A 21,863-nucleotide genomic window follows, 5' to 3' on the forward strand; every position below is an offset into this window, starting at 1 on the left:
TCCACTTGAGGGAATAAATACTAAAATAAAGCTGATACAGAGAATATCTTTTGGTTATAGAAATTTTGGTAATTTACGCAGTCGTATCATTTTATGTACAAATCTTTTTGCAGCTAATCCAAAAAAAGAGATCAAGCAACTTTATGCTGCTTAATCTCTGTGTTTTAGCTCACCAGTCCTATTTGACAGAGAGCCAAAAAGAGTTGATACTTATTTTTGAATGAAAGTATCAACTCTTTTTCGTCTAATCTATCTTAACATTTAATTTTCTGCTGGATTGAAGTTCACTTTGAATTTCGTTAAAGGCCAGTAACGTAAGCTGACTTTACCGACAACTTGATCTTCTTTAATTAAACCGAATGAACGGCTATCTTTACTCACTTCACGGTTATCCCCAAGGACTAATAATTTTCCTTTTGGAATTTTATTTGTGCCATCTGAGTTAGGCAAGTTTTTAACTTGAAGCGTACCTGTGATTTCATCATAACTTTTATGTTTTTCATTATAATCTAAGTACGGTTCTTTTACTTTTTTACCATTTACATACAATACATCATGTTTGTATTCTACACTGTCACCAGGTGTTCCGATGACACGTTTTACATAGTCGCTGTTTTTATCTGCATGGAAGACAATTACGTTACCTTTATCAAGACCGCCCATTTTAAAGCCAATCACATTGACGATAACTTTTTCACCGTCTTTTAACGTCGGGAACATAGAATCTCCGCGTACAGTATAAGATTTAGCAACAAAATTATAAATCAATAAGATTAAAACCAATGCTATAGCTATGGCTATAATCCATTCTTTCAATTCTTTTTTCACTGTAAAAACACCTCAATTATTCATTAAATGAAATTTTAAAATCACGCCATGGATAATATCTTAAAAACACAGTCCCCACAATATCTTGTTGATGTATCGTTCCGAATTTTCTCGAATCGTTTAAATCAGAGCGATCATCATTCAATATTAAATAGTGTTTAGGTGCTAAGATATCTCCTTCTGAATGTTTAATATTGCGTAATGCTAGGGTTTGAGTAGGATGTTGTACCTGATAACTTTCATGTACTTGTTGGTCATCTCGATACAATTGACCCGCTTTTATTTCGACAGACTCACCAGGTGTCCCAATGACTCGTCCAAAATAGATACGTCCTTGATGACGATACATGATGATATCACTATTATGTATTTGGTTGAAAGTGGTTTGTACTTTACTGACCAAAATACGATCATCCTGATGCAATGCAGGTGACATCTGATTAGAATGTACCACTGCACCGATTAAGATAAAAGCTTGAATCAACATTACAATAATAATCGCAATTATCAAGGAAAGCAAATATTTTACAATTTTTCTCACTATTTATCTCCTTCGTTATTTTATGAAACGACGCTCCAACTTTCTGCTGATTATCCAAAGTCCAGCTAAAATCACAATCACTAACACGACACGAATCGGGCTTTCTAAAATGCTATGCATTTCTCTGCCTAAAATACCTGTTAAAGCCATCGCAATCAAGTTTGAGACAGCTAATATAATGAAGAAAGCCTGACGTTTCATTTGAGACAAGCCAGCCACCACATTCATTAAAGAACTTGGGGTAAATGGAAAGCACAATAAAATGAAAATAGGTGCCACACCTTGATGATTCACAAACCCCAAAAACTTTTGAACTTCTTTTCGTTCTTTGACTTTATCCATGAATTTAGTGTTCGCAAAATAACGTATGATTAAAAAAACAATGAAACTCCCTAAAAATGTGCCCAGCCATGAGATTATAATTCCTAAAAATAATCCGAATGTATCTACATTAACAAACACAAATACGAACATTGGTAAAATAGGAATAAATGATTCTAAAAACGGTAATAAAAACCCTAGTATATCCCCATAGTCCCCCATTGCTCGCATCCACTGTTCAATTTGATGTGCTGACATAACTCCACCTGTCTCTCATTCATCTTCGATTACTACTATTATATAGGGAACAGGTGTATTTTGAAACTAAAAAAAGAACTCCCATATTACTAGTCAGCAATATGAGAGTCTTATATTTATTTCAGAATTATAAACGTTCTTCTAATTCTTGTTTTTTATCTTCGTAACCTGGTTTACCAAGTAATGCGAACATATTTTGTTTATATGCTTCTACACCTGGTTGGTTGAATGGGTTAACACCTAATTGGTAACCGCTCATCGCACAAGCTAATTCGAAGAAGTATACTAAATAACCGAATGTTTCTGGATCAATGCTTGGCACTTTAACCACTAAGTTTGGTACTTCGCCGTCTGTGTGCGCAAGTAATGTACCTTCAAACGCTTTTGTGTTTACTTCATCAATTGTTTTACCAGCAAGGTAGTTCAAGCCATCTAAATCATCTGCATCTTCTTCGATTGTAATATCGAATTTAGGATTTTCAACTTTAACCACTGTTTCGAATAAGAAACGACGGCCTTCTTGTACGTATTGTCCTAATGAATGCAAGTCAGTTGTGTAGTTAGCACTTGAAGGATAGATACCTTTGAAGTCTTTACCTTCAGATTCGCCGTATAATTGTTTCCACCATTCATTGAAGTATTGTAATGATGGTTCATAGTTGATCAACATTTCAGTTGTATAACCTTTAGCGTATAAAATATTACGTAATGTCGCATATTGATATGCGATGTTTTCAGATAAGTCATCTGATTTCAATTCTTCACGCGCTTTAGCAGCACCATCCATCATCGCTTGGATATCAATGCCTGCAGCTGCAATTGGTAATAAACCTACTGCTGTTAATACTGAATAACGGCCGCCTACATCATCAGGTACTACGAATGTTTCGTAACCTTCGTTTGTTGCTAATTGTTTTAAAGCACCTTTTTCTTTATCTGTAGTCGCAAAGATACGAGATTTTGCTTCTTCTTTACCGTATTTATCTTCTAATAACTGTTTAAAGAGTCTGAAAGCAACAGCCGGTTCAGTTGTTGTACCTGATTTAGAAATAACGTTGACTGAATAATCTTTACCGTCAAGGTATTCAATTAAATCATGTAAGTAAGTTGATGATAAGTGGTTACCCGCAAATACGATTTCAGGATATTCATCACTTGTTCTGAATGCTGAACTTAACATTTCAATCGCAGCACGCGCACCTAAATAAGAACCACCGATACCGATCACAACTAATACATCAGAATGTTCTTTGATGCGTTTAGCTGCTTCTAAGATACGAGAGAATTCTTCTTTGTCATAATCTACTGGTAAATCTAACCAGCCTAAAAAGTCGTTGCCTGCGCCTGTACCTTCGTGAATAACACGATGAATTGTTTTTACGATTTCTTGTTGTTGTGTTAATTCGTGTTCGTCAACGAATTTTAAAGCTTTACTATAGTCTAGCTCAATATGTGTCATTTGAACTGCCTCCTGCTTTTTGATTTCACTCATATTTTACTAAATTTCTGATAATACAATCAATAAAACTGTCTATGAAATTGAAGGACTCGTCTTAATTGTGAAAAAATCGTCATTTTTTACTATTTTTCTAGGAAATAAAGTGTTGTACATTCTATAGTTTTTATGAATTTTGCATACATTTAGAACAAGCCTTGCTGTCATAGGGTATAAATGAGTGAGATTTCATCTTTTTGTATATTTATGTAAAATAATGGTTTATTTCTCATCTTCAATCTGCTATGATAATAACATGTTAAAAAATTCAAACTATTCTAACGAGGTGTAAAGATTATGAAGGATAAAATCGTATTAGCCTATTCAGGCGGATTAGATACTAGTGTGGCAGTAAAGTGGCTGATCGATAAAGGTTACGATGTAGTTGCTTGTTGTTTAGACGTCGGCGAAGGAAAAGATTTAGATCAAGTTTATCAAAAAGCATTAGATATGGGCGCAGTAGAATGCTATATCATTGATGCGACTAAAGAATTCAGCGATGACTATGTTGCTTATGCAATTAAAGGTAATTTAATGTATGAAAACACATACCCAGTTGTTTCAGCATTATCTCGCCCATTAATCTCTAAAAAATTAGTTGAAATTGCTGAAAAAACAGATGCAGTAGGTATTGCACATGGCTGTACTGGTAAAGGTAACGACCAAGTACGTTTTGAAGTAGCCATCAAAGCGTTGAACCCTAAATTGAAAGTATTTGCACCGGTACGTTCATGGGGTTGGAGTCGTGAGGAAGAAATTGATTACGCAATCAAAAATAACATTCCAGTGCCAATCAACCATGACTCTCCTTACTCTATCGACCAAAACTTATGGGGCCGTGCCAACGAATGTGGTATTTTAGAAGATCCTTACGCAGCACCGCCTGCAGATGCATTTGATTTAACTCGAGAAATCGAAGATACACCAGATACACCTGATGAAATCGTTTTGAAGTTTGAAAAAGGAATTCCAGTAGAAGTCGATGGAAAAGCATATCCATTAGATGATTTAATTCTTTATTTAAACGACTTAGCAGGCAAACATGGTATCGGCCGTATTGACCATGTTGAAAACAGATTAGTCGGTATTAAATCACGTGAAGTCTACGAAACACCAGGCGCTGAAGTGATTCTGAAAGCACATAAAGCTTTAGAAACTATCACATTGACAAAAGATGTGGCACACTTCAAACCTGTGATTGAAAAACAATTCGCAGAACAAACCTACAATGGTTTATGGTTCTCACCTTTAACTGATTCATTAAAAGCATTTATTGATTCAACTCAAGAACATGTCAGCGGTGAAGTACGTGTGAAATTATTTAAAGGTAATGCGGTTGTAAATGGCAGAAAATCTCCATATTCTCTATACAACAAAGAACTTGCGACATATACAAAAGAAGATGCCTTCAACCAAGAAGCAGCAGTAGGATTCATTGAAATTTACGGCTTGCCGACTGAAGTCAATTCTATGTTGCATGGAGGTTATTCACATGAGTAAAAAAGCCTGGGGCGGTCGCTTCCAAGCAGAACCTGAAGCATGGGTAGATGCTTTTAATGCTTCTATTCACTTTGACCACCTATTAATAGATGAAGATATTCAAGGAAGTATTGCACATGCGACGATGCTTGCACAACAAGGCATCCTTACTTCTGAAGAAAGCGACACCATTATTAAGGGACTCCAGGACATCCAACAAGATTACCACGATGGTAAAGTTGAATTTACAGAAGCTTTAGAAGATATTCACTTAAACATCGAACATGAATTAATCGAACGTATCGGCCCTGTCGGCGGTAAGTTGCACACTGGCCGCAGCCGTAATGATCAAGTCGCAACAGACATGCATCTCTATACAAAGAAAGCAGTCAAAGAAATCATTGAATTGATTCATTCTTTACAAGAGACGATTGTTTCACTTGCAGATAAACACGTCGATACGATTATGCCAGGTTATACGCACTTACAACGTGCACAGCCAATTTCTTTTGCACATCATGTCATGACTTATTTCTGGATGCTTGAACGTGATAAAGCCCGCTTTAACGATGCTTTAAAACGTATCGATATCAATCCATTAGGTGCTGCTGCTTTAAGCGGTACAACGCATCCGATTGATCGTCAGAAAACACAAGAACTGTTAGATTTCGCATCACTTTATGAAAATAGTTTAGACGCTGTAAGTGACCGTGATTATATTGTCGAAACAATCAATGCGATTTCGCTTGTCATGATTCATTTATCACGTTTCTCTGAAGAAATTATTTTCTGGTCAACAGATGAAGCAAAATTCATCACTTTATCTGATGCATTTTCAACAGGTTCATCTATCATGCCGCAGAAAAAGAATCCAGATATGGCAGAATTGATTCGTGGTAAAACTGGCCGTACTACTGGCCATTTAGTCAGCATGCTGATGACATTAAAAGGTTTACCATTAGCTTACAATAAAGATATGCAAGAAGATAAAGAAGGTTTATTTGATGCGGTGCATACAGTCACAGGCTCATTACGTATCTTTGAAGGGATGCTCGCTACATTGACTGTGAATACAGACCGTTTAAACGAAACCGTACACAAAGACTTCTCAAACGCAACAGAACTTGCAGATTATTTAGTGGAAAAAGATATTCCATTCCGAGAAGCACATGCGATTGTAGGACAAATTGTTTATTGGTGTATTCAACACGATTGCTATTTACTCGATGTGCCACTTGAAAAATATCAAGAATTCTCACCTACTATTGATGAAACGATCTATAGTTATTTAAAACCTGAAAATTGTTTGAAACGTAGAAAAAGTTACGGTTCAACAGGACAAGAATCCGTACGTCATCAAATTGAAGTCGCAAAAGCTTTATTATAATACGAAAAACCATTACCCGAGCGTTATCAGGTAATGGTTTTTTCATTCGTTATGATTTATAAAATTAAAAGTAAAAAAAGACCCTACCAGTTTTCACTGATAAGGTCTTAATTTCGTTATGAGCTATAAATTTAAGCCCAACCACGATAGCGTGCTGCTTCTGCAGTACGTTTAATACCGATAATGTATGCTGCTAAACGCATGTCAATTTTACGGTTTTGTGCTAATTCATAAATATCATTGAATGCTGTGATTAATTTATCACGCATTTTTTCGTTTACTTCATCTTCTGTCCAGTAGTAACCTTGGTTGTTTTGAACCCACTCGAAGTAAGACACAGTTACACCGCCGGCACTCGCAAGTACGTCTGGTACTAATAAGATACCGCGTTCGTGTAAGATACGTGTTGCTTCTAAAGTTGTAGGTCCGTTTGCTGCTTCTACTAAGATATCCGCTTTAATGTTTGGTGCGTTATCTTTTGTAATTTGGTTTTCAATTGCAGCTGGAATTAAGATGTCGCAATCTAATTCAAAGAGTTCTTTGTTAGAAATTGTTTCTTCAAATAAGTTTGTTACTGTACCAAAGCTGTCTCTACGGTCTAATAGGTAATCGATATCTAAACCTTCTGGATCAGATAATGCACCGTATGCATCTGAGATACCGACAATCTTAGCGCCTTTATCAAATAAGAATTTCGCTAAGAAGCTGCCTGCGTTACCGAAACCTTGAATTACAATTCTTGCTCCATTTAAATCAAGGTTTTTAATTTTAGCCGCTTGTTCAATCGCAATAACTACCCCTAATGCTGTTGAACGGTCGCGTCCTTCAGAACCGCCAAGCACAATCGGTTTACCAGTGATAAATCCAGGTGAGTTGAATTTATCTAATGCACTATACTCATCCATCATCCAAGCCATGATTTGTGAGTTTGTCATTACGTCTGGTGCTGGAATATCTTTAGAAGGTCCAACAATTTGTGAAATTGCACGTACATAACCACGAGATAATCGTTCTACTTCATGAATACTCATTTCACGTGGGTCACAGATGATACCGCCTTTACCGCCGCCGTATGGTAAGTCGACAATACCGCACTTCATTGTCATCCACATTGATAATGCTTTTACTTCATCTACGTTAACGTTCGGATGGAAACGAACGCCACCTTTAGTAGGTCCGACTGCATCATTATGTTGTGCACGATAGCCAGTGAAAGTTTTAACAGTACCGTCATCCATTCTTACTGGAATACGAACTTCTAAAAATCTTAAAGGTTCTTTCACTAAATCATACATACCGTCATCAAAACCTAATTTATGCAAAGCTTCTTTGATAATTTGTTGTGTCGATGCCACTAAATTATTGTTCTCAGTCATAATCCTTCTCGCCTCTTTTTCCTAACAATGATTTCGCTTTCATTTGTATTGTAACATAAGCGCTACCTTTTTAAAGGGTTTTCATTCCTTTTGTTACAACTTTTTGAACTCAGCTGAAAACCTTCTTAATTCTCTCTAATGCGTCATCAATTTCTTCCTTAGAAATAATCAATGGCGGCGCAAATCGAATCACCGTTTCGTGTGTTTCTTTGCACAATAATCCTTGTTCTTTTAATGCTTCAGCATATGGTCTCGCATTCTCTTTTAGTTCTAAACCGATGAATAAACCACGACCACGTACCTCTTTAATAGCTGGGTGATCAATCTTTCTTAATTCTTCTTGGAAGTAATCACCGAGTTCTCTTGAACGTTCTGCGAGCTTTTCATCTACTAACACATCTAATGCCGCAATAGAAACTGCTGCAGCTAATGGATTACCACCGAATGTAGAACCATGTGAACCTGGTGTGAAGACATCTAACACTTCATGATCAGCTGCTACAGCTGAAATTGGCAATACCCCACCGCCAAGTGCTTTACCTAAAATGTACACATCTGGTTTTACATCGTCCCAGTCTGTCGCAAACATTTTACCTGAACGACCTAAGCCAGATTGGATTTCATCTGCGATAAATAAGACATTGTGCTCATCCGCAAGTTCACGAATCGCTTTCATATAACCTTCAGGTGGTACATTAATACCCGCTTCACCCTGAATCGGCTCTACTAAAATCGCAGCTGTATTTTCGTTAATAGCTGCTTTTAATGCATCGACATCTCCGAAATCTACTTTTTTGAATCCCTCTAGTAAAGGACCATAACCGCGTTGATATTCCGCTTCAGAAGACAATGATACCGGCGCCATCGTACGTCCATGGAAGTTGCCGTTAAACGCGATAATCTCAGCTTTATCTGGATCAATACCTTTAACTTCATAAGACCAACGACGTGCAGCTTTAACCGCTGTTTCAACTGCTTCTGCACCTGTATTCATTGGTAAGATTTTTTCTTTGCCTGTTAATTCACTGACTTTCTCGTACCAGTCCCCTAAATTATCACTGTTGAACGCACGAGAAACGAGTGTCACTTTATCCGCTTGATCTTTTAGTGCTTGAATAATTTTAGGATGACGGTGGCCTTGGTTAACTGCTGAATAAGCCGCTAACATGTCCATGTATTTATTGCCTTCAGGATCTGTTACCCAAATACCGTCTGCCTCAGAAATGACAATTGGAAGTGGCGTATAGTTGCGCGCCCCATAGTGTTCTGTTTTTTTGATAATATCTTCTGTTCTTGTCATAAATGATTCCTCCTCTATATCCCTTTGTTTTTATTTTCTTATAGAATGTCACTCCATTGTATAGTTTCCACACTTTAAAATATTTTTGAAAAAAATCACATTATAGATACCGCATAATGCGACTAGAGCTATAATGTGATTTGTGTTGCTTACTTCAATCTTCTTTCAAGTTGTTTATATTGTTATATTTTATAGGTGTTCAGATACTGTACGACCTTGTAGGTGAAGCACTAGATAGTCTGGGCCACCTGCTTTAGAGTCTGTACCTGACATTTTGAAGCCGCCGAATGGTTGGTAACCGACAACTGCACCTGTACAACCACGGTTGAAGTAAAGGTTGCCGACCATGAAGTCGCGACGTGCTTGTTCGAGTTTGAAGCGGTTATTAGAAATAACTGCACCTGTTAAACCGTATTCAGTAGCGTTCGCATATTCAATCGCTTGATCGAAGTCTTTCGCTTTACTGAAACCAACAACAGGTCCGAAGATTTCTTCTTGCATCACACGGCTGTCATAAGCTAAGTCCGCAAATACTGTCGGATATACAAAGTTTCCGACTTCATCGTCTACTTTACCGCCAGTTACTAAACGACCTTCATCTTCGCCGACTTTCAAGTAACTTTTAATTTTCTTCAATGCTTTCTCATCAATAACAGGGCCCATAAAGTTATTGTAGTCTGAAGCATCACCGACTGTTAAAGCTTCAGTTGCTTTTTGAACACGTTCTAATAAGTCATCGTAAATATCTTCGACTGCGATAACACGTGAACAAGCTGAACATTTTTGTCCAGAGAAACCGAATGCTGAGTAAACAATCGCATCAGTCGCAACATCTAAATCCGCTTCACTATCAACCACAATTGTGTCTTTACCGCCCATTTCTGCAATGACACGTTTCAAGTGGTTTTGACCTTCTTGGATTTTAGATGCTTTCTGCATAATGCTTGTACCGACATTTTTAGAACCTGTGAATGAAATTAAACCGACATCTTTATTTTCTACTAAGAAGTCACCGATATCACTAGAATCGCCAGGAATCCAGTTTACTACCCCTTTTGGAAGTCCTGCTTCTTCTAATACTTCCATAAATTTGTATGAAATAACCGGTGTGTTTGATGATGGTTTTAATAATACCGTATTACCTGTTACTACAGGTGCTACTGTTGTACCTGCCATAATCGCATACGCAAAGTTCCAAGGAGAGATAACGACAGAAACCCCGATTGGTAAATAATCAAATTGGTTGTATTCTCCTGGACGAGAGTTGACAGGTTTACCGTCTTTCAGTTCTAACATTTGACGTCCATAGTATTCCATGAAGTCAATCGCTTCTGCAGTATCAGCATCTGCTTCTTTCCATGGCTTACCGCCTTCTTTTGTAAGCAATGCTGAAAATTCGTGTTTACGACGACGTGTAATCGCAGCAGCTCTGAATAAAATATCTGCCCTAACTTCAGGAGCTACAGTACGCCATGTTTTAAACGCTTCTTTCGCCGCTTCTAATGCTTTTTCCGCTAATTCTTTATTCGCCTTAGAGACATAACCGATTGTCTCTTCTCTATTCGACGGGTTAAATGATCTTACTTTATCGTCTGTATAGATACGTTCACCATTAATAATGAGCGGATACTCTTTACCTAAGTCTTCTTCGACTTTTTTGAGCGCTTTTTCATAAGCCTCTCTGTTCTCTGCTTTTTGGAAATCTGTAAATGGTTCATGTTTGTACGGAATCATTTTTAATCCCCCTTTGTTTAATATTAAAAATGGTATAAGAAAGCCCTTACATTTCTAATAATTACATAAAACTCCTATGATGTAAAAGGAAAAATGCTTAAAATTACGAAAATTTAAAATAGTGTGATTGCGCAAGACTGTCACGACAGGAAAAAGAAGATTCTACACAAAAATTAAAAAAGACCACACGATTAATACGTGCAGTCTTATATATAAATCTTAAACTTCCATATAATATGATTTCATTTCACTTACCAATAAATTAATGTTCACCTTTTTCTGGTAATGGATAGAAACCATTATCAAATTGTTTCCATAAGTTTGGTGGTAAATTATGATTATCTTCACGAGTCGGATCAAAGTAAGAAATAATATCTTCTGTACGTCCTTCTTTAATCTTCTCAATGAATTCAGCATCTAACAAGATTTCTCGACCTAGCGCAATGAATTGTACACCTGTATTTAAAGCGTCTAGGGCCTCATCAGCGTTGAAGATTGAACCGATACCTACTAATGGGATTTTATCGTCAATCCACTCACGAATGAGCTCAATACGCGTTTTACCTTCATATGTGCCCTCTCTAGTTTTAGAGTGGATGTCCATCAGTGAAGCATGAAGATAATCTAGTGGTTTGCTAGATAAGTAACCTAATAATTCTTTAGTTTGTTCCATTTTAATGCCGTCTTCTTCTGGATCTTCTGGTGAGAAGCGGTAGCCGACAATAAAGTCTTTATCTGCGAATTTACGAACTGTGTTCAGCACTTCATCTACCACAGCAAGCGGATATTTATAAAGCTTGCTCCACTCATCTTGACGACGATTGTAGTGTTGTGAAACGAATTGGTGAATTAAATAATGGTTCGCACCATGAATTTCTACACCATCAAAGCCTGCTTCAATAACACGGCGTGTCGCTTCACCGAAAGCTTTGATTGTTTCTTCTATTTCTTCAGGTGTGATTTCACGCGCATGATGTTCTTCTTGTTGGCCGAAACTCTTCAATGAAATCGGACTTGGCGCTACGACATCTCCTTCTGGTGTTAAGTTAGGTAGAGATTGCGCACCAGCATGATGAATTTGTACAAGTGCTTTTGCGCCATTTTTCTTCATGACTTCAGCTAATTGTTTTAATCCTTCAATATCTGAGTCATGCGCCACTGAAGGCTGACCTGGGAAACCTTTACCAATGTCTGTCACATTACTCGCAGCACTGACACTGATTCCTACATCTTTAGAACGTAACTCCATATGTTTCAGCTCATCTTCTGAGATGGTACCATCTTCATTGGATGATACATGTGTCAATGGTGCAAGCACAAAACGATTTCTAATCTCTACTCCATTTGGCAGAGTATATGATTCAAACAATGGTTCATATTTCTTATCCATTTATACGTGCCTCCTAATTTATCTTTGTGCATTCATTTTAAAGCACCGATAAATAAATTAAAAAAGAATCGCTCAAATCATTTTGAAGACAAAATAAATAAAAGACCAATATACCACATGCTTATCATGTCGTATATTGACCTTCATATGAGATTAGAGTTTATTTTCTCTAATCATTCTCTTAGACTGCGCAATCCAAACCGGTAAACGTTCTTCTAATGTTTGAAACCCGTATTTTTCGTTTTCTTTGATCTCATCCAAAACAGATTTTTTCTCTTTCTTACGTTCATAATTTTTAAAGTAGTCATTATCTTTTAATGACAAATTGAGTTTACCTTCTTCATCTATAGACAATATCTTGGCTTTGACAATTTGTCCTTCAGATAAGAACCGATTTAAATTATGGACATAATCATTCATGATTTCTGATATATGAATGAGTCCTTCCGTGTTGTCAGGGGTTTCTACAAATGCGCCATAAGGTTGAATACCAGTCACTTTAACTTTTACGTGTTGTCCTGATTTATAGTGATTATTCAACTTAATAACCCCTTAATTTCGTATTATTTCTAACAATAACATCATAGCATAAATTAAAGAGGCTCACTAACCGTAACGGTATGATATTTTCGAATTTTTTGATTTATAGCGCAAATTTCACTGAAATAAATAAGATAAATCTCTACCTTAAAATTCCAATAAAAACACAAAAGCACCCCTGCTTTCGATATCAAATCGATCGCAGAGGTGCACACTTACTTAATCATTCTTTTGAAAGAACGGATTATTTTTCAGTGTTATCTTTGTCTTCATTTTTACGTTTTCTGAAGAACATCATTAAACCACCAATCGCAAACATTAATGAAGCATATTGTGGGTCGATAGATGAAACATCTTGACCTGTTTCTGGTAATGCTTTTGCTTTATTTTTGCCTGCATTTTCAGCTTTAGCTTTAGTTTCTCCAGCTTTTTCAGCTTTTGTACCTTTTGTATCTTTTGTAGCTTTAGATGTTTGTTTATCTTGTGCTTTCACATCAGATTTTGTATCAGATTTAGCTGTACCTGGTGTAGATTCAGTTGTTTTTCCTGTTTCTTTCGCAGGAGCTTTAACTTTTTCTAGACCATTCAATGCAGTTTCAACAGCTTTAGTTGCTTCTTTAATATCTTGAACAGAAACATTATCTGCTTTTTCAACAATGACTTTTCCATCTACAACTGCTTGATCTAATTTTTCAACAGATTCTGGAGTGTATTTAGATTTATCAATTGTTTCAGTTTTATCTAATGCTTTTTCAAGTTCAGCTAAAGCGTCTGCTTTGGCTTTCGCAACTGCATCTGCTTTATCTTGAGCCGCTTTAGTTTCAAGTGCTTTTTCTAAATCAGATTGTGCTTTGTCCACAGATTCTTGAGTCGCATTTTGATCTGCTTCAACAGTCACTGCTGTATCTAATGCATCTTTTACAGCTTTGTCTTCTTTATCAGTTACATTCAAATCTAAACCTTCAGCAGTTTTAATCACTTTTTCAAGTTCTGATTTATCTGCTTTAGTTACTAAGCTTGATTGTGTTGATTTCAAGACTTCTGTTGCTTTGACAACTTGTTCCACTGTTACAGATTCTGGATTGTTTACGATACCTTGTGCCACCGCTTGTGCATCTTCGAATGGAGCAACACTGTTTGGTGTGAAGTTATCTTTAACCACTGTTCTTGAGCTTGCAAGTTGTACTTTCAATGCTTCAAGTGCTTTGTTGAAGGCATCTACTTTATCTTGAGTCACTTTATTTTCGATTGCTTTTTCTAACTCAGAAGTTGCTTTGTTCACAGACTCTTGCGTTGCATTTTGATCTGCTTCAACAGTTACTGCTGTATCTAATGCATCTTTTACAGCTTTGTCTTCTTTATCAGTTACATTCAAGTCTAATCCTTCAGCAGTTTTAATCACTTTTTCAAGTTCCGATTTATCTGCTTTGGTTACTAAGCTTGATTGTGTTGACTTCAAGACTTCAGTTGCTTTGACAACTTGTTCTACTGTTACAGATTCTGGATTGTTTACGATACCTTGTGCCACTGCTTGTGCTTCTTCGAATGGAGCAACACTGTTTGGTGTGAAGTTATCTTTAACCACTGTTCTTGAGCTTGCAAGTTGTGCTTTCAACGCTTCAAGTGCTTTGTTGAAGGCATCGACTTTATCTTGAGTCACTTTATTTTCGATTGCTTTTTCTAACTCAGAAGTTGCTTTGTTCACAGACTCTTGCGTTGCGTTTTGATCTGCTTCAACAGTTACTGCTGTATCTAATGCTTCTTTTACAGCTTTGTCTTCTTTATCAGTTACATTCAAGTCTAATCCTTCAGCAGTTTTAATCACTTTTTCAAGTTCTGATTTATCTGCTTTGGTTACTAAGCTTGATTGTGTTGATTTCAAGACTTCTGTTGCTTTGACAACTTGTTCCACTGTTACAGATTCTGGATTATTTACGATACCTTGTGCCACCGCTTGTGCATCTTCGAATGGTGCAACGCTGTTTGGTGTGAAGTTATCTTTAACCACTGTTCTTGAGCTTGCAAGTTGTGCTTTCAACGCTTCAAGTGCTTTGTTGAACGCTTGTACTTTTTCTTGATCAACTTTGTCTTGAGCTGCTTTATTTTCAAGCGCTTTTGCTAAATCAGCTTGAGCTTTGTCGACTTCTTCTTGTGTTGCGTTGAAGTCTTCTTGTACTTTGATTGCTTTATCTAAAGCATCTTGAACCGCTTTGTCTTCTTTGTCATTAACGTTCAATTCAGTATTTTCTGCTGTGTCGATCACTTTATCAAGTTCAACTTTGTCAGCTTTTTCTACTAAATGTTTTTGCGCTTCTTTCAAGTCTTGTGTTGCTTTATTGATTTCTTCAACTGTTTTACCAGCAGAATTTTTCGCGATAGCTTGACCTGTTGTTTCAGCATCTGTAACTGGTTTAACACTATTAGGAGTGTAGAAGTCTTTGTCGATAGTTTTTACTTTTTCAAGTTCTGCTTTCAATGCATCAAGCGCTTTGTTGAATGCGTCTACTTTATCTTGAGTTGTTTTAGCTTTTACTGCATTTTCAAGATCAGTTTTAGCTTTATCAACTGTTTCTTGTGATGCGTTTTGATCTGCTTGAACTTCTTTAGCAGTATTTAATGCATCTTGAACCGCTTTATCTTCTTTATCAGCTGGATTAAGCTCTAAAGTTTCTGTAGTTTTAACAACTTTATTCAATTCTTCTTTATTTGCTTTAAGTTCAAGTTTATTTTGAGCATCAGTAATTGTTTGTGCTGCTTGTTTCAACTCTTCAACAGTCTTAGTAGCATCAGCACGAGCTGTTTCACCAGCTTTAACAGCTTCTTCTAATGGAGTGACTGTATTTGGTTTGTATTCATCTTTAACTACTGAATTTGCTTCTTTAATAGCTTTTGTTAAAACATCTAAAGCATCTTGACGTTCTTTTGCAGCAATCGCATCGTTAATTTCTTTTGTTGCGTTAGCAACTTGTTCTTGTGTTACATTGTGATCTTCGTTAACAGCTTCACCTGCTGTTACTGCATCTTGAACGACTTTGTCTTCTTTGTCAGTTGCGACTAAGTCACCTAAAGTTTTTGCTTTTTCAAGAGCTTTCACAAGTTCTGTTTTATCTGCTTTTGAAACTAAGTTTGCTTGAGCATCTTTCAATGCTTTTGTTGCTTCCTCAATTTCTTGAGTTGTTTTATTAGCTGCATTATCAACTACATTTTGTCCTGCAGTTTCAGAGTCAGTTAAAACTTTTACGCTGTTTGTAGTGTAAAGTTCTTTATTAACTGTTTTTGCTTTTTCAAGCTCTGCTTTCAATGCATCTAAAGCATTTTGTTTTTCAACAGCTTCTTTAGTATCTTGTGCTTTTTTAGCATTTAACGCATTATCTAATTCAGTTTTAGCTGTATTCACTGCTTCTTGCGTTGCATTTTGATCAGCTTGTACTGTTTTAGCTTTGTCTAAAGCGTCTTGAACAGCTTTATCTTCTTTATCATTTGTATCAAGCGCACCTAAATTTTCAGCTGTTGTAACAGATGTGTTCAACTCTGTTTTGTCTGCTTTTTTATCTAATGCATTTTTAGCATCAGTGATAGCTTTTGTAGCTGCTTTTAATTCTTCAACTGTTTTAGTTGCGTCATCTTTCGCAGTTTCACCAGCTGTGACTGCTGTTTCAAATGGTGTTACTGTATTTGGTTTATAGTCATCTTTGTTGACTGTTTTTGCGTCTGTGATGGCTTTATTCAATTCATCTAAAGCATCTTGACGTTCTTTTGCGGCAACTGCATCGTTGATTGCTTTTGTAGCTTTTTCAACTTGTTCAACTGTTGCATTGTCATCAGCTTTAACAGTATTACCTGCTTCTACAGCATCTTGAACCGCTTTATCTTCTTTATCTGTTGCTGCTAAATCAGTGAAAGTATTCGCTTTATCAAGTGCTTTTTGTAATTCTGTTTTATCTGCTTTTTTCACAAGAGCATTTTGGGCATCTTTCAATGCTTGAGTTGCTTGATTAATTTCTTCAGTTGTTTTAGCTTCAGGTGCTGCAACAATATCATTACCAGCAGTCTCTTTTTCAGTTAATGTTGTGACTGTGTTTGGAGTATATACAGTTTTATCTACTGCTTTCACTTTATCAAGTTCTGCTTTTAATGCATCTAAAGCTTCTTGTTTAGCTTGTGCATCTTTCGCGTCTTGATCTTTCTTAGCATTGACTGCATTATCCAATTCAGTTTTAGCTGTATTCACTGCTTCTTGTGTTGCATTTTGATCAGCTTGAACTGTTTTTGCTTTATCTAAAGCGTCTTGGACTGCTTTATCTTCAGCATCTTTAGTATCAAGTGCACCTAAGTTTTCAGCTGTTGTAACAGATGTGTTCAATTCTGTTTTATCCGCTTTTTTATCTAGTGCATTTTTAGCATCAGTAATGGCCTTTGTAGCTGCTTTGATTTCTTCAACTGTTTTAGTTGCGTCATCTTTTGCAGTTTCACCAGCTGTGACTGCTGTTTCGAATGGTGTTACTGTATTTGGTTTGTAGTCATCTTTATTGACTGCTTTTGCGTCATTGATAGCTTTAGTTAATTCGTCTACAGCATCTTGACGTTCTTTTGTGGCAATCGCATCATTGATTGTTTTAACTGCGTTAGCAACTTCTTCAGTAGTCGCATTACCGTCACCATTTACTTTTTGACCTGCAGTAACTGCATCTTGTAATGCTTTGTCTTCTGCATCATTAGGATTTAAATCACCATATGCAATTGCTTTATCTAAAGCATTGCCAAGTTCAGTTTTATCTGCTCTTTCTTTCAAAGCATTCACTAATTCTTCAATTTGTTTTGCTTTCGCAAGTGTTGCTGGTGTATCAGCAGATGGAGGGTTGTTGATGATTTTTTGTCCTTCAGTCATTGCAGTTTTTAACAGTTCATACGTATTTGGTGTATATTTCGCTTCATTAAGTTGCTCAGCTTTATTTACAGCTGATTTTAAAGCTTCAATCGCGTCTGCTGCTTTTTTGTTATTGATTTCATCTTCAAGATTCCAAGTTGCTGTTTTGATTTCTTCAGGTGTCGCATTTGGATTATTTTTAACAGTTTCAGCTGCATTTAAAACATTTTTCAATAATTGATCTGTATTAGAATCAGTTAAAGGTTCTAAAGCTTTCGCTTCAGTAATTGCTGTATCTAATTTTGATTTATCTGGTACAAGTTGTGCAGTAGCATCTTTCACAGCTTTAGTCGCATTATTCAATGCTTCAACTGTTGATGTGTTATCGCCAGCTGCTGTTTTACCCGCTTCTACCGCTGTATCAAATGGTTTAACAGAATCAGCAGTATAATCTGTTTTATCTATTTTGGCAGCATCTTCTAATGCTTTATTCAATTGATCCAAAGCATCTTGATGCGCTTTTGTAGCAACAGCATCATTGATGGCTTTTGTTGCATCTGCCACTTGTTGTGGTGTTGCATTGTCATCTTTGTTGACTGTTTGTGCAGCATCAATAGCATCTTGAACTGCTTTATCTTCAGTATCAGCTGGATTTAATGGTAATGCTTCAGCTGTTTTAACTGAATTATTTAAATCGTCTTTATTAGCTTTTGGAACTAAAGCATTTTGAGCGTCTTTCAATGCTTTTGTTGCGGCATTGATTTCTTCAGTTGTTTTAGTATCCGGTGCATCAGCAATGGCTTGGGCTGCTGTTTGTTTTTCAGTTAATGGTGTCACTGTATTTGGTGTATATGTTGCTTTGTCTAAAGCTTTAACTTTATTCAATTCATCATTTAATGCATCAAGAGCTGCTTTTTTTGCAGCTGCATCTTTAGCGATTTGATCATCTTGAGCTTTTTTAGCTGTAATCGCAGTATTCAAATCATCTGTAGCTGTTTTAACTTGATCAGCTGTTGCATCACCATTTGTATTAACCGCATTTGCTGCTGCTAATTTATCTTGTAATGCTTTATCTACAGGATTATTTGGATTTAGATTGTTATAACCATTAGCTGTGTTAATTGCTGTTTTAAGTGCTGTTTTATCTGCTTGAGGAACTAATACATTTTGTGCATCCTCTAATGCATTTGTAGCTGCTTTAATCTCAGCAATTGTTTTAGAACCTGGTGAACCTAAAATAGTTTTAGCATTTGTCAAAGCTTCAGTAAACGCTTTCTTACTACTTGTTGTAAATATAGCTGGGTCAATAGCTTCAGCATACTCTAATGTTTGTTTTAATTCATCTAAAGCATTTTCTTTATCCAATTCATCTTGTAAATTTTTAGCTGCTATCGCATTATCTAAATCAGTTTTCGCTTTATTAACTGCAGGTTGATCGATATTTAAATCACCTTGAACAGTTTTAGCAGTTTCTATTGCTGTTTTAAGCGCATCATCTTCAGGATCTCCAGCTTCTAATGGTTGAAGAGCTTCTGCTGTTGTAATAGATTGATTCAATGCTGCTTTATCTGCTCTTGGAACTAATGCATTTTTAGCATCTTTAATAGCTTTTGATGCATCAGTAAATTGTGCATTCGAACCATTTTCAGGTTGACCAGCTAATGTGCCACCCGCTGTTACTTTTGCTTCATATGCTTCAACACTTTTTGGTGTATAGCTATCTTTATTTACAGTGGCTGCATCTGCTACTGCTGCTTTCAAATCTTTAAGTGCAGCATTAGGCTGAACAGTAATATTAAATGTTGAAGTAGCTGGTTCACTCGCTTCTTGTGTTGCTGTAACTGTAACATTAAATGTTCCTTCAGCTGTTGGCGTACCTGTAATTTGTTTTGTAGCCGCATCAAACGATAAACCTGCTGGTAGACCCGTTACTGCTACAGTTGGAGCTGGATTTAAATCCCCTTCAACATTTACAGCGATTGGAGTAATTGGTGTATAAGCTTCGCCTGTTTGTGCATTGATTGGTGTGATTGTAGGTGCTTGAGCTCCTGCTACAGAAATTTTAAATGTTTTAGTAGTTGTATTCCCAGCCATATCTGTTGCTGTTACTTCAACAGTTGCATCTCCAGGTGTTGTTGGAGTACCTGTAATTTGTTTTGTTGTTTCATTAAATGATAAACCAGTTGGTAAACCTGTAACTGCTATTGTGTCAAAGTGTCCACTATTATCCGTAATATCCAAAGTGATTGGTGTAATAGCTTCTGAAACATTTGTAGTAACATCTGTAACCTCTGCGATTGTAGGATTTTGAATATCAACGACTGTATAAACAAGTTGTTGTGCATCATTTTCTAAAATGACAGTTTCAGCAATTCCATCGTAACCATTTGCATGAGCTTCATCTCTGACTTTTTCGGGCCCAAATTCATAACCTTTCTCAGCTAAATATTCAGCGTGATCTTTTAATGTGATTTTTTCGTTAACATCGCCCGCAGTACGAAGAGGTTTATCAATTGCTTCTTCTGTATCGTCATCAATAAAGTATTCATCTAATACAGCTGAAGCTGTAAATCTGAACTCATCTAATTTGATTTGTTGTAAATTATAATGATCTGTAGTTGAAGCTACAATTGAAAAAGCAAATGAATCTTTACGTGAATAGTTAATATAGTCTTGAATGTTTTGAGTCCATGTTTGCGTACCATACGTAATTGTCATCACTTTAGTTGTACCATTATAATTAAATTTAAAAGGTACTAATTGATTGTTTGGTTGTTCTTTTAATAAAGCCGCATTTCCTGAAGCATTTGGATTTATTATTACAGTATTAACTAGACCTGTGTCTGTAGTGTAAATAAATGCGCCAAAAGCACCTTTATTCTCAAATTGAATAGTATCCGAAAATGCTTTGCTTTTATCATCATTAGCCTTGTTAACAAATGTATCTAATTTAAAACCAAAACTAGATGATTCGCCACCAATACCAAACCCTTGCCCTGTTAACCCAAGGGTATAGGTCTTACCTGGGTTGAATGTAATTGCTAGACCTTCTCCACCAGTTACTCCATCTTTTGGATGAGCTTCATATTTATCACCAAGATTAACCGCTCCAGAAAAACTGAAATCTTTAGTTAAATTTAGTTTAAAATCTAAAGACATAGCTCCACTTTTGTTCGCTTCATTAGTCGTTAATGTTACAACACCGCTTTGAGAATCATAAGTTGCATCATTTAATGTTTTAAAATATTCACCAAAATTTTCTTTAGTTACAACAATTTCTTGGCTTGCAGCTTCTTCAAGATCAAATGCTCTTGTTGAATAACCTGAAGCTTCTTCACCTGTTCTTGGTAAAGTTGCTTGAGGGCTAAATAAGTCTTTTTGAGCTGATGCTTCTTCAAGTAAGAGTCTTAATACTTCTGATTTTAATTGTTCTGGTGTTAAGTCAGTAGTATCAATAACTGCTAGAACTGCATCCACTTTGGCACTGTCATAGTCATTACTCAAGTCTGCTTTTACTTTTTCTACTTTTTGTTCTGGAGACAATACAGGTGTTTCAGTTACTGTTTCAACCGCTTTTTCGACTGCTGGCTCAGTTGCAGGAGTGACTACTGATTCAGGAGCTTCTTCCTTGTTTTCAGCAACAGGTTCTGATGCTTTCTCAACAGTTGCTTCTGCTTTCACTGGTTCAGCTTCAGTAGTAGGTGTTTCTTTTGTTTTTTCAACAGTTGCTTCTGTTGATTCTTTTGAATTTTCAGTTTTTTGTGTTTGAATTGACTCTTCTTTTTGTGCAACTGCTTGTGCTGCTGCTTTAGCTTTTTCAACTATAGCGTGGACAGTTGATTCTGAATCTGCTTGTTGTACTTCTAGAGTATAACTGTCAACTTCTTCTTTGTTTAAATTTTTAAGTGAAGTAATCTCTGTAGTAGCTTGTTTTTTTACTTCTTCTAATGCATTTTGCGTTTGTGCTTTATTATCAGTTTGCTGTTGTGTAGCATCAACTGTTTTTTCAAGTGACGTTTTGTTATTTTCCTCAGGTGCTTGTTGTGTCGTACTACTATCATTAGAAGCCTCTACAACTGTATTGTTATCGTTTATATTCTCTGCTGCTTTGGCTTCGCCGCTATGACCTAAGAATAATAGAGATCCGATTAGAATAGATGCTGTGCCTACAGTAAATCTTCTAATAGAGTATCTATTTCTTAAGTTAGGCAAAAAGTCCAATTTTTTCATATGATGTCCTCCGATACTAGTATATTTCTACTACATCTTTATTATAATATTGTATTGCCCAATTGTATATGATATAAATTTTATGTTTTAGTAGTAAAATATCGTTAAATTCATTCT

The 21,863-nt window shown here is 36.3% G+C and carries 13 protein-coding genes; 3 read left to right on the plus strand and 10 right to left on the minus strand.

Annotation, left to right across the window (positions count from 1 at the left end; all coding sequences use genetic code 11):
- Positions 1–154 (plus strand): transposase (locus KRR19_RS04285; protein ID WP_207021333.1); only part of this gene is annotated, 154 nt, incomplete at its 5' end.
- A gap of 107 nt (positions 155–261) precedes the next feature.
- On the opposite strand, the gene lepB (KRR19_RS04290) is transcribed toward KRR19_RS04285, so the two are convergent.
- The 4 genes from lepB (KRR19_RS04290) to KRR19_RS04305 form a co-directional block, all read right to left on the minus strand.
- The gene (lepB, locus tag KRR19_RS04290; protein ID WP_002481872.1) at positions 262–828 is read right to left on the minus strand and encodes a signal peptidase I; all 567 of its coding nucleotides are present in this window, start codon (positions 826–828) and stop codon (positions 262–264) included.
- A 16-nt stretch (positions 829–844) separates the two neighbouring features.
- Positions 845–1,369, minus strand: a complete 525-nt coding sequence (gene lepB / locus KRR19_RS04295) for a signal peptidase I (protein WP_070625802.1) — start codon at positions 1,367–1,369, stop codon at positions 845–847.
- A 15-nt stretch (positions 1,370–1,384) separates the two neighbouring features.
- Positions 1,385–1,948 (minus strand): TVP38/TMEM64 family protein, encoded by a 564-nt coding sequence (locus tag KRR19_RS04300; RefSeq protein ID WP_156666736.1) that lies wholly within the window; start codon positions 1,946–1,948, stop codon positions 1,385–1,387.
- 127 nt (positions 1,949–2,075) lie between these two features.
- Entirely contained in the window at positions 2,076–3,407 is a 1,332-nt protein-coding gene (locus tag KRR19_RS04305) for a glucose-6-phosphate isomerase (RefSeq protein ID WP_002481869.1), read from the minus strand.
- Between the two features lie 333 nt (positions 3,408–3,740).
- On the opposite strand from KRR19_RS04305, the gene KRR19_RS04310 reads away from it, so the two are divergent.
- Both KRR19_RS04310 and argH read left to right on the plus strand, forming a co-directional pair.
- The gene (locus KRR19_RS04310) at positions 3,741–4,943 is read left to right on the plus strand and encodes an argininosuccinate synthase (RefSeq protein ID WP_002481868.1); all 1,203 of its coding nucleotides are present in this window, start codon (positions 3,741–3,743) and stop codon (positions 4,941–4,943) included.
- Positions 4,936–6,309 (plus strand): argininosuccinate lyase, encoded by a 1,374-nt coding sequence (argH, locus tag KRR19_RS04315; RefSeq protein ID WP_156666737.1) that lies wholly within the window; start codon positions 4,936–4,938, stop codon positions 6,307–6,309. The genes KRR19_RS04310 and argH overlap by 8 nt, the downstream gene beginning before the upstream one ends.
- A 131-nt stretch (positions 6,310–6,440) precedes the next feature.
- On the opposite strand, the gene KRR19_RS04320 is transcribed toward argH, so the two are convergent.
- The 6 genes from KRR19_RS04320 to KRR19_RS04345 form a co-directional block, all read right to left on the minus strand.
- Positions 6,441–7,685 carry a Glu/Leu/Phe/Val family dehydrogenase gene (locus tag KRR19_RS04320; RefSeq protein ID WP_002481866.1) on the minus strand — a complete coding sequence of 415 codons (1,245 nt, stop codon included), beginning with the start codon at positions 7,683–7,685 and terminating at the stop codon, positions 6,441–6,443.
- A gap of 109 nt (positions 7,686–7,794) precedes the next feature.
- The gene (locus KRR19_RS04325) at positions 7,795–8,985 is read right to left on the minus strand and encodes an ornithine--oxo-acid transaminase (RefSeq protein ID WP_023015791.1); all 1,191 of its coding nucleotides are present in this window, start codon (positions 8,983–8,985) and stop codon (positions 7,795–7,797) included.
- 189 nt (positions 8,986–9,174) lie between these two features.
- Positions 9,175–10,719, minus strand: coding sequence for an L-glutamate gamma-semialdehyde dehydrogenase (gene pruA / locus KRR19_RS04330; protein ID WP_002481864.1), 1,545 nt, complete (start codon positions 10,717–10,719; stop codon positions 9,175–9,177).
- Positions 10,720–10,981: 262 nt separating this feature from the next.
- Complete coding sequence (locus KRR19_RS04335) at positions 10,982–12,109, minus strand: NADH-dependent flavin oxidoreductase (RefSeq protein WP_156666738.1); 1,128 nt, start codon at positions 12,107–12,109, stop codon at positions 10,982–10,984.
- Between the two features lie 153 nt (positions 12,110–12,262).
- Positions 12,263–12,649, minus strand: a complete 387-nt coding sequence (gene ygs / locus KRR19_RS04340; RefSeq protein ID WP_002481862.1) for a S1 domain-containing post-transcriptional regulator Ygs — start codon at positions 12,647–12,649, stop codon at positions 12,263–12,265.
- A gap of 244 nt (positions 12,650–12,893) precedes the next feature.
- Positions 12,894–21,746 carry a lectin-like domain-containing protein gene (locus KRR19_RS04345; protein ID WP_216733466.1) on the minus strand — a complete coding sequence of 2,951 codons (8,853 nt, stop codon included), beginning with the start codon at positions 21,744–21,746 and terminating at the stop codon, positions 12,894–12,896.
- Between the last annotated feature and the right edge of the window lie 117 nt (positions 21,747–21,863).

It is taken from the genome of Staphylococcus sp. CWZ226 (assembly GCF_018986355.1).
Lineage (GTDB): Bacteria > Bacillota > Bacilli > Staphylococcales > Staphylococcaceae > Staphylococcus > Staphylococcus simulans.

Coding starts and splice junctions, on each gene's coding strand:
- KRR19_RS04335 (WP_156666738.1), bottom strand. CDS start 12,109: ATGGATAAGAAATATGAACCATTGTTTGAATCATATACTCTGCCAAAT.
- KRR19_RS04305 (WP_002481869.1), bottom strand. CDS start 3,407: ATGACACATATTGAGCTAGACTATAGTAAAGCTTTAAAATTCGTTGAC.
- argH (WP_156666737.1), top strand. CDS start 4,936: ATGAGTAAAAAAGCCTGGGGCGGTCGCTTCCAAGCAGAACCTGAAGCA.
- KRR19_RS04325 (WP_023015791.1), bottom strand. CDS start 8,985: ATGACAAGAACAGAAGATATTATCAAAAAAACAGAACACTATGGGGCG.
- KRR19_RS04320 (WP_002481866.1), bottom strand. CDS start 7,685: ATGACTGAGAACAATAATTTAGTGGCATCGACACAACAAATTATCAAA.
- KRR19_RS04300 (WP_156666736.1), bottom strand. CDS start 1,948: ATGTCAGCACATCAAATTGAACAGTGGATGCGAGCAATGGGGGACTAT.
- KRR19_RS04310 (WP_002481868.1), top strand. CDS start 3,741: ATGAAGGATAAAATCGTATTAGCCTATTCAGGCGGATTAGATACTAGT.
- KRR19_RS04345 (WP_216733466.1), bottom strand. CDS start 21,746: ATGAAAAAATTGGACTTTTTGCCTAACTTAAGAAATAGATACTCTATT.
- pruA (WP_002481864.1), bottom strand. CDS start 10,719: ATGATTCCGTACAAACATGAACCATTTACAGATTTCCAAAAAGCAGAG.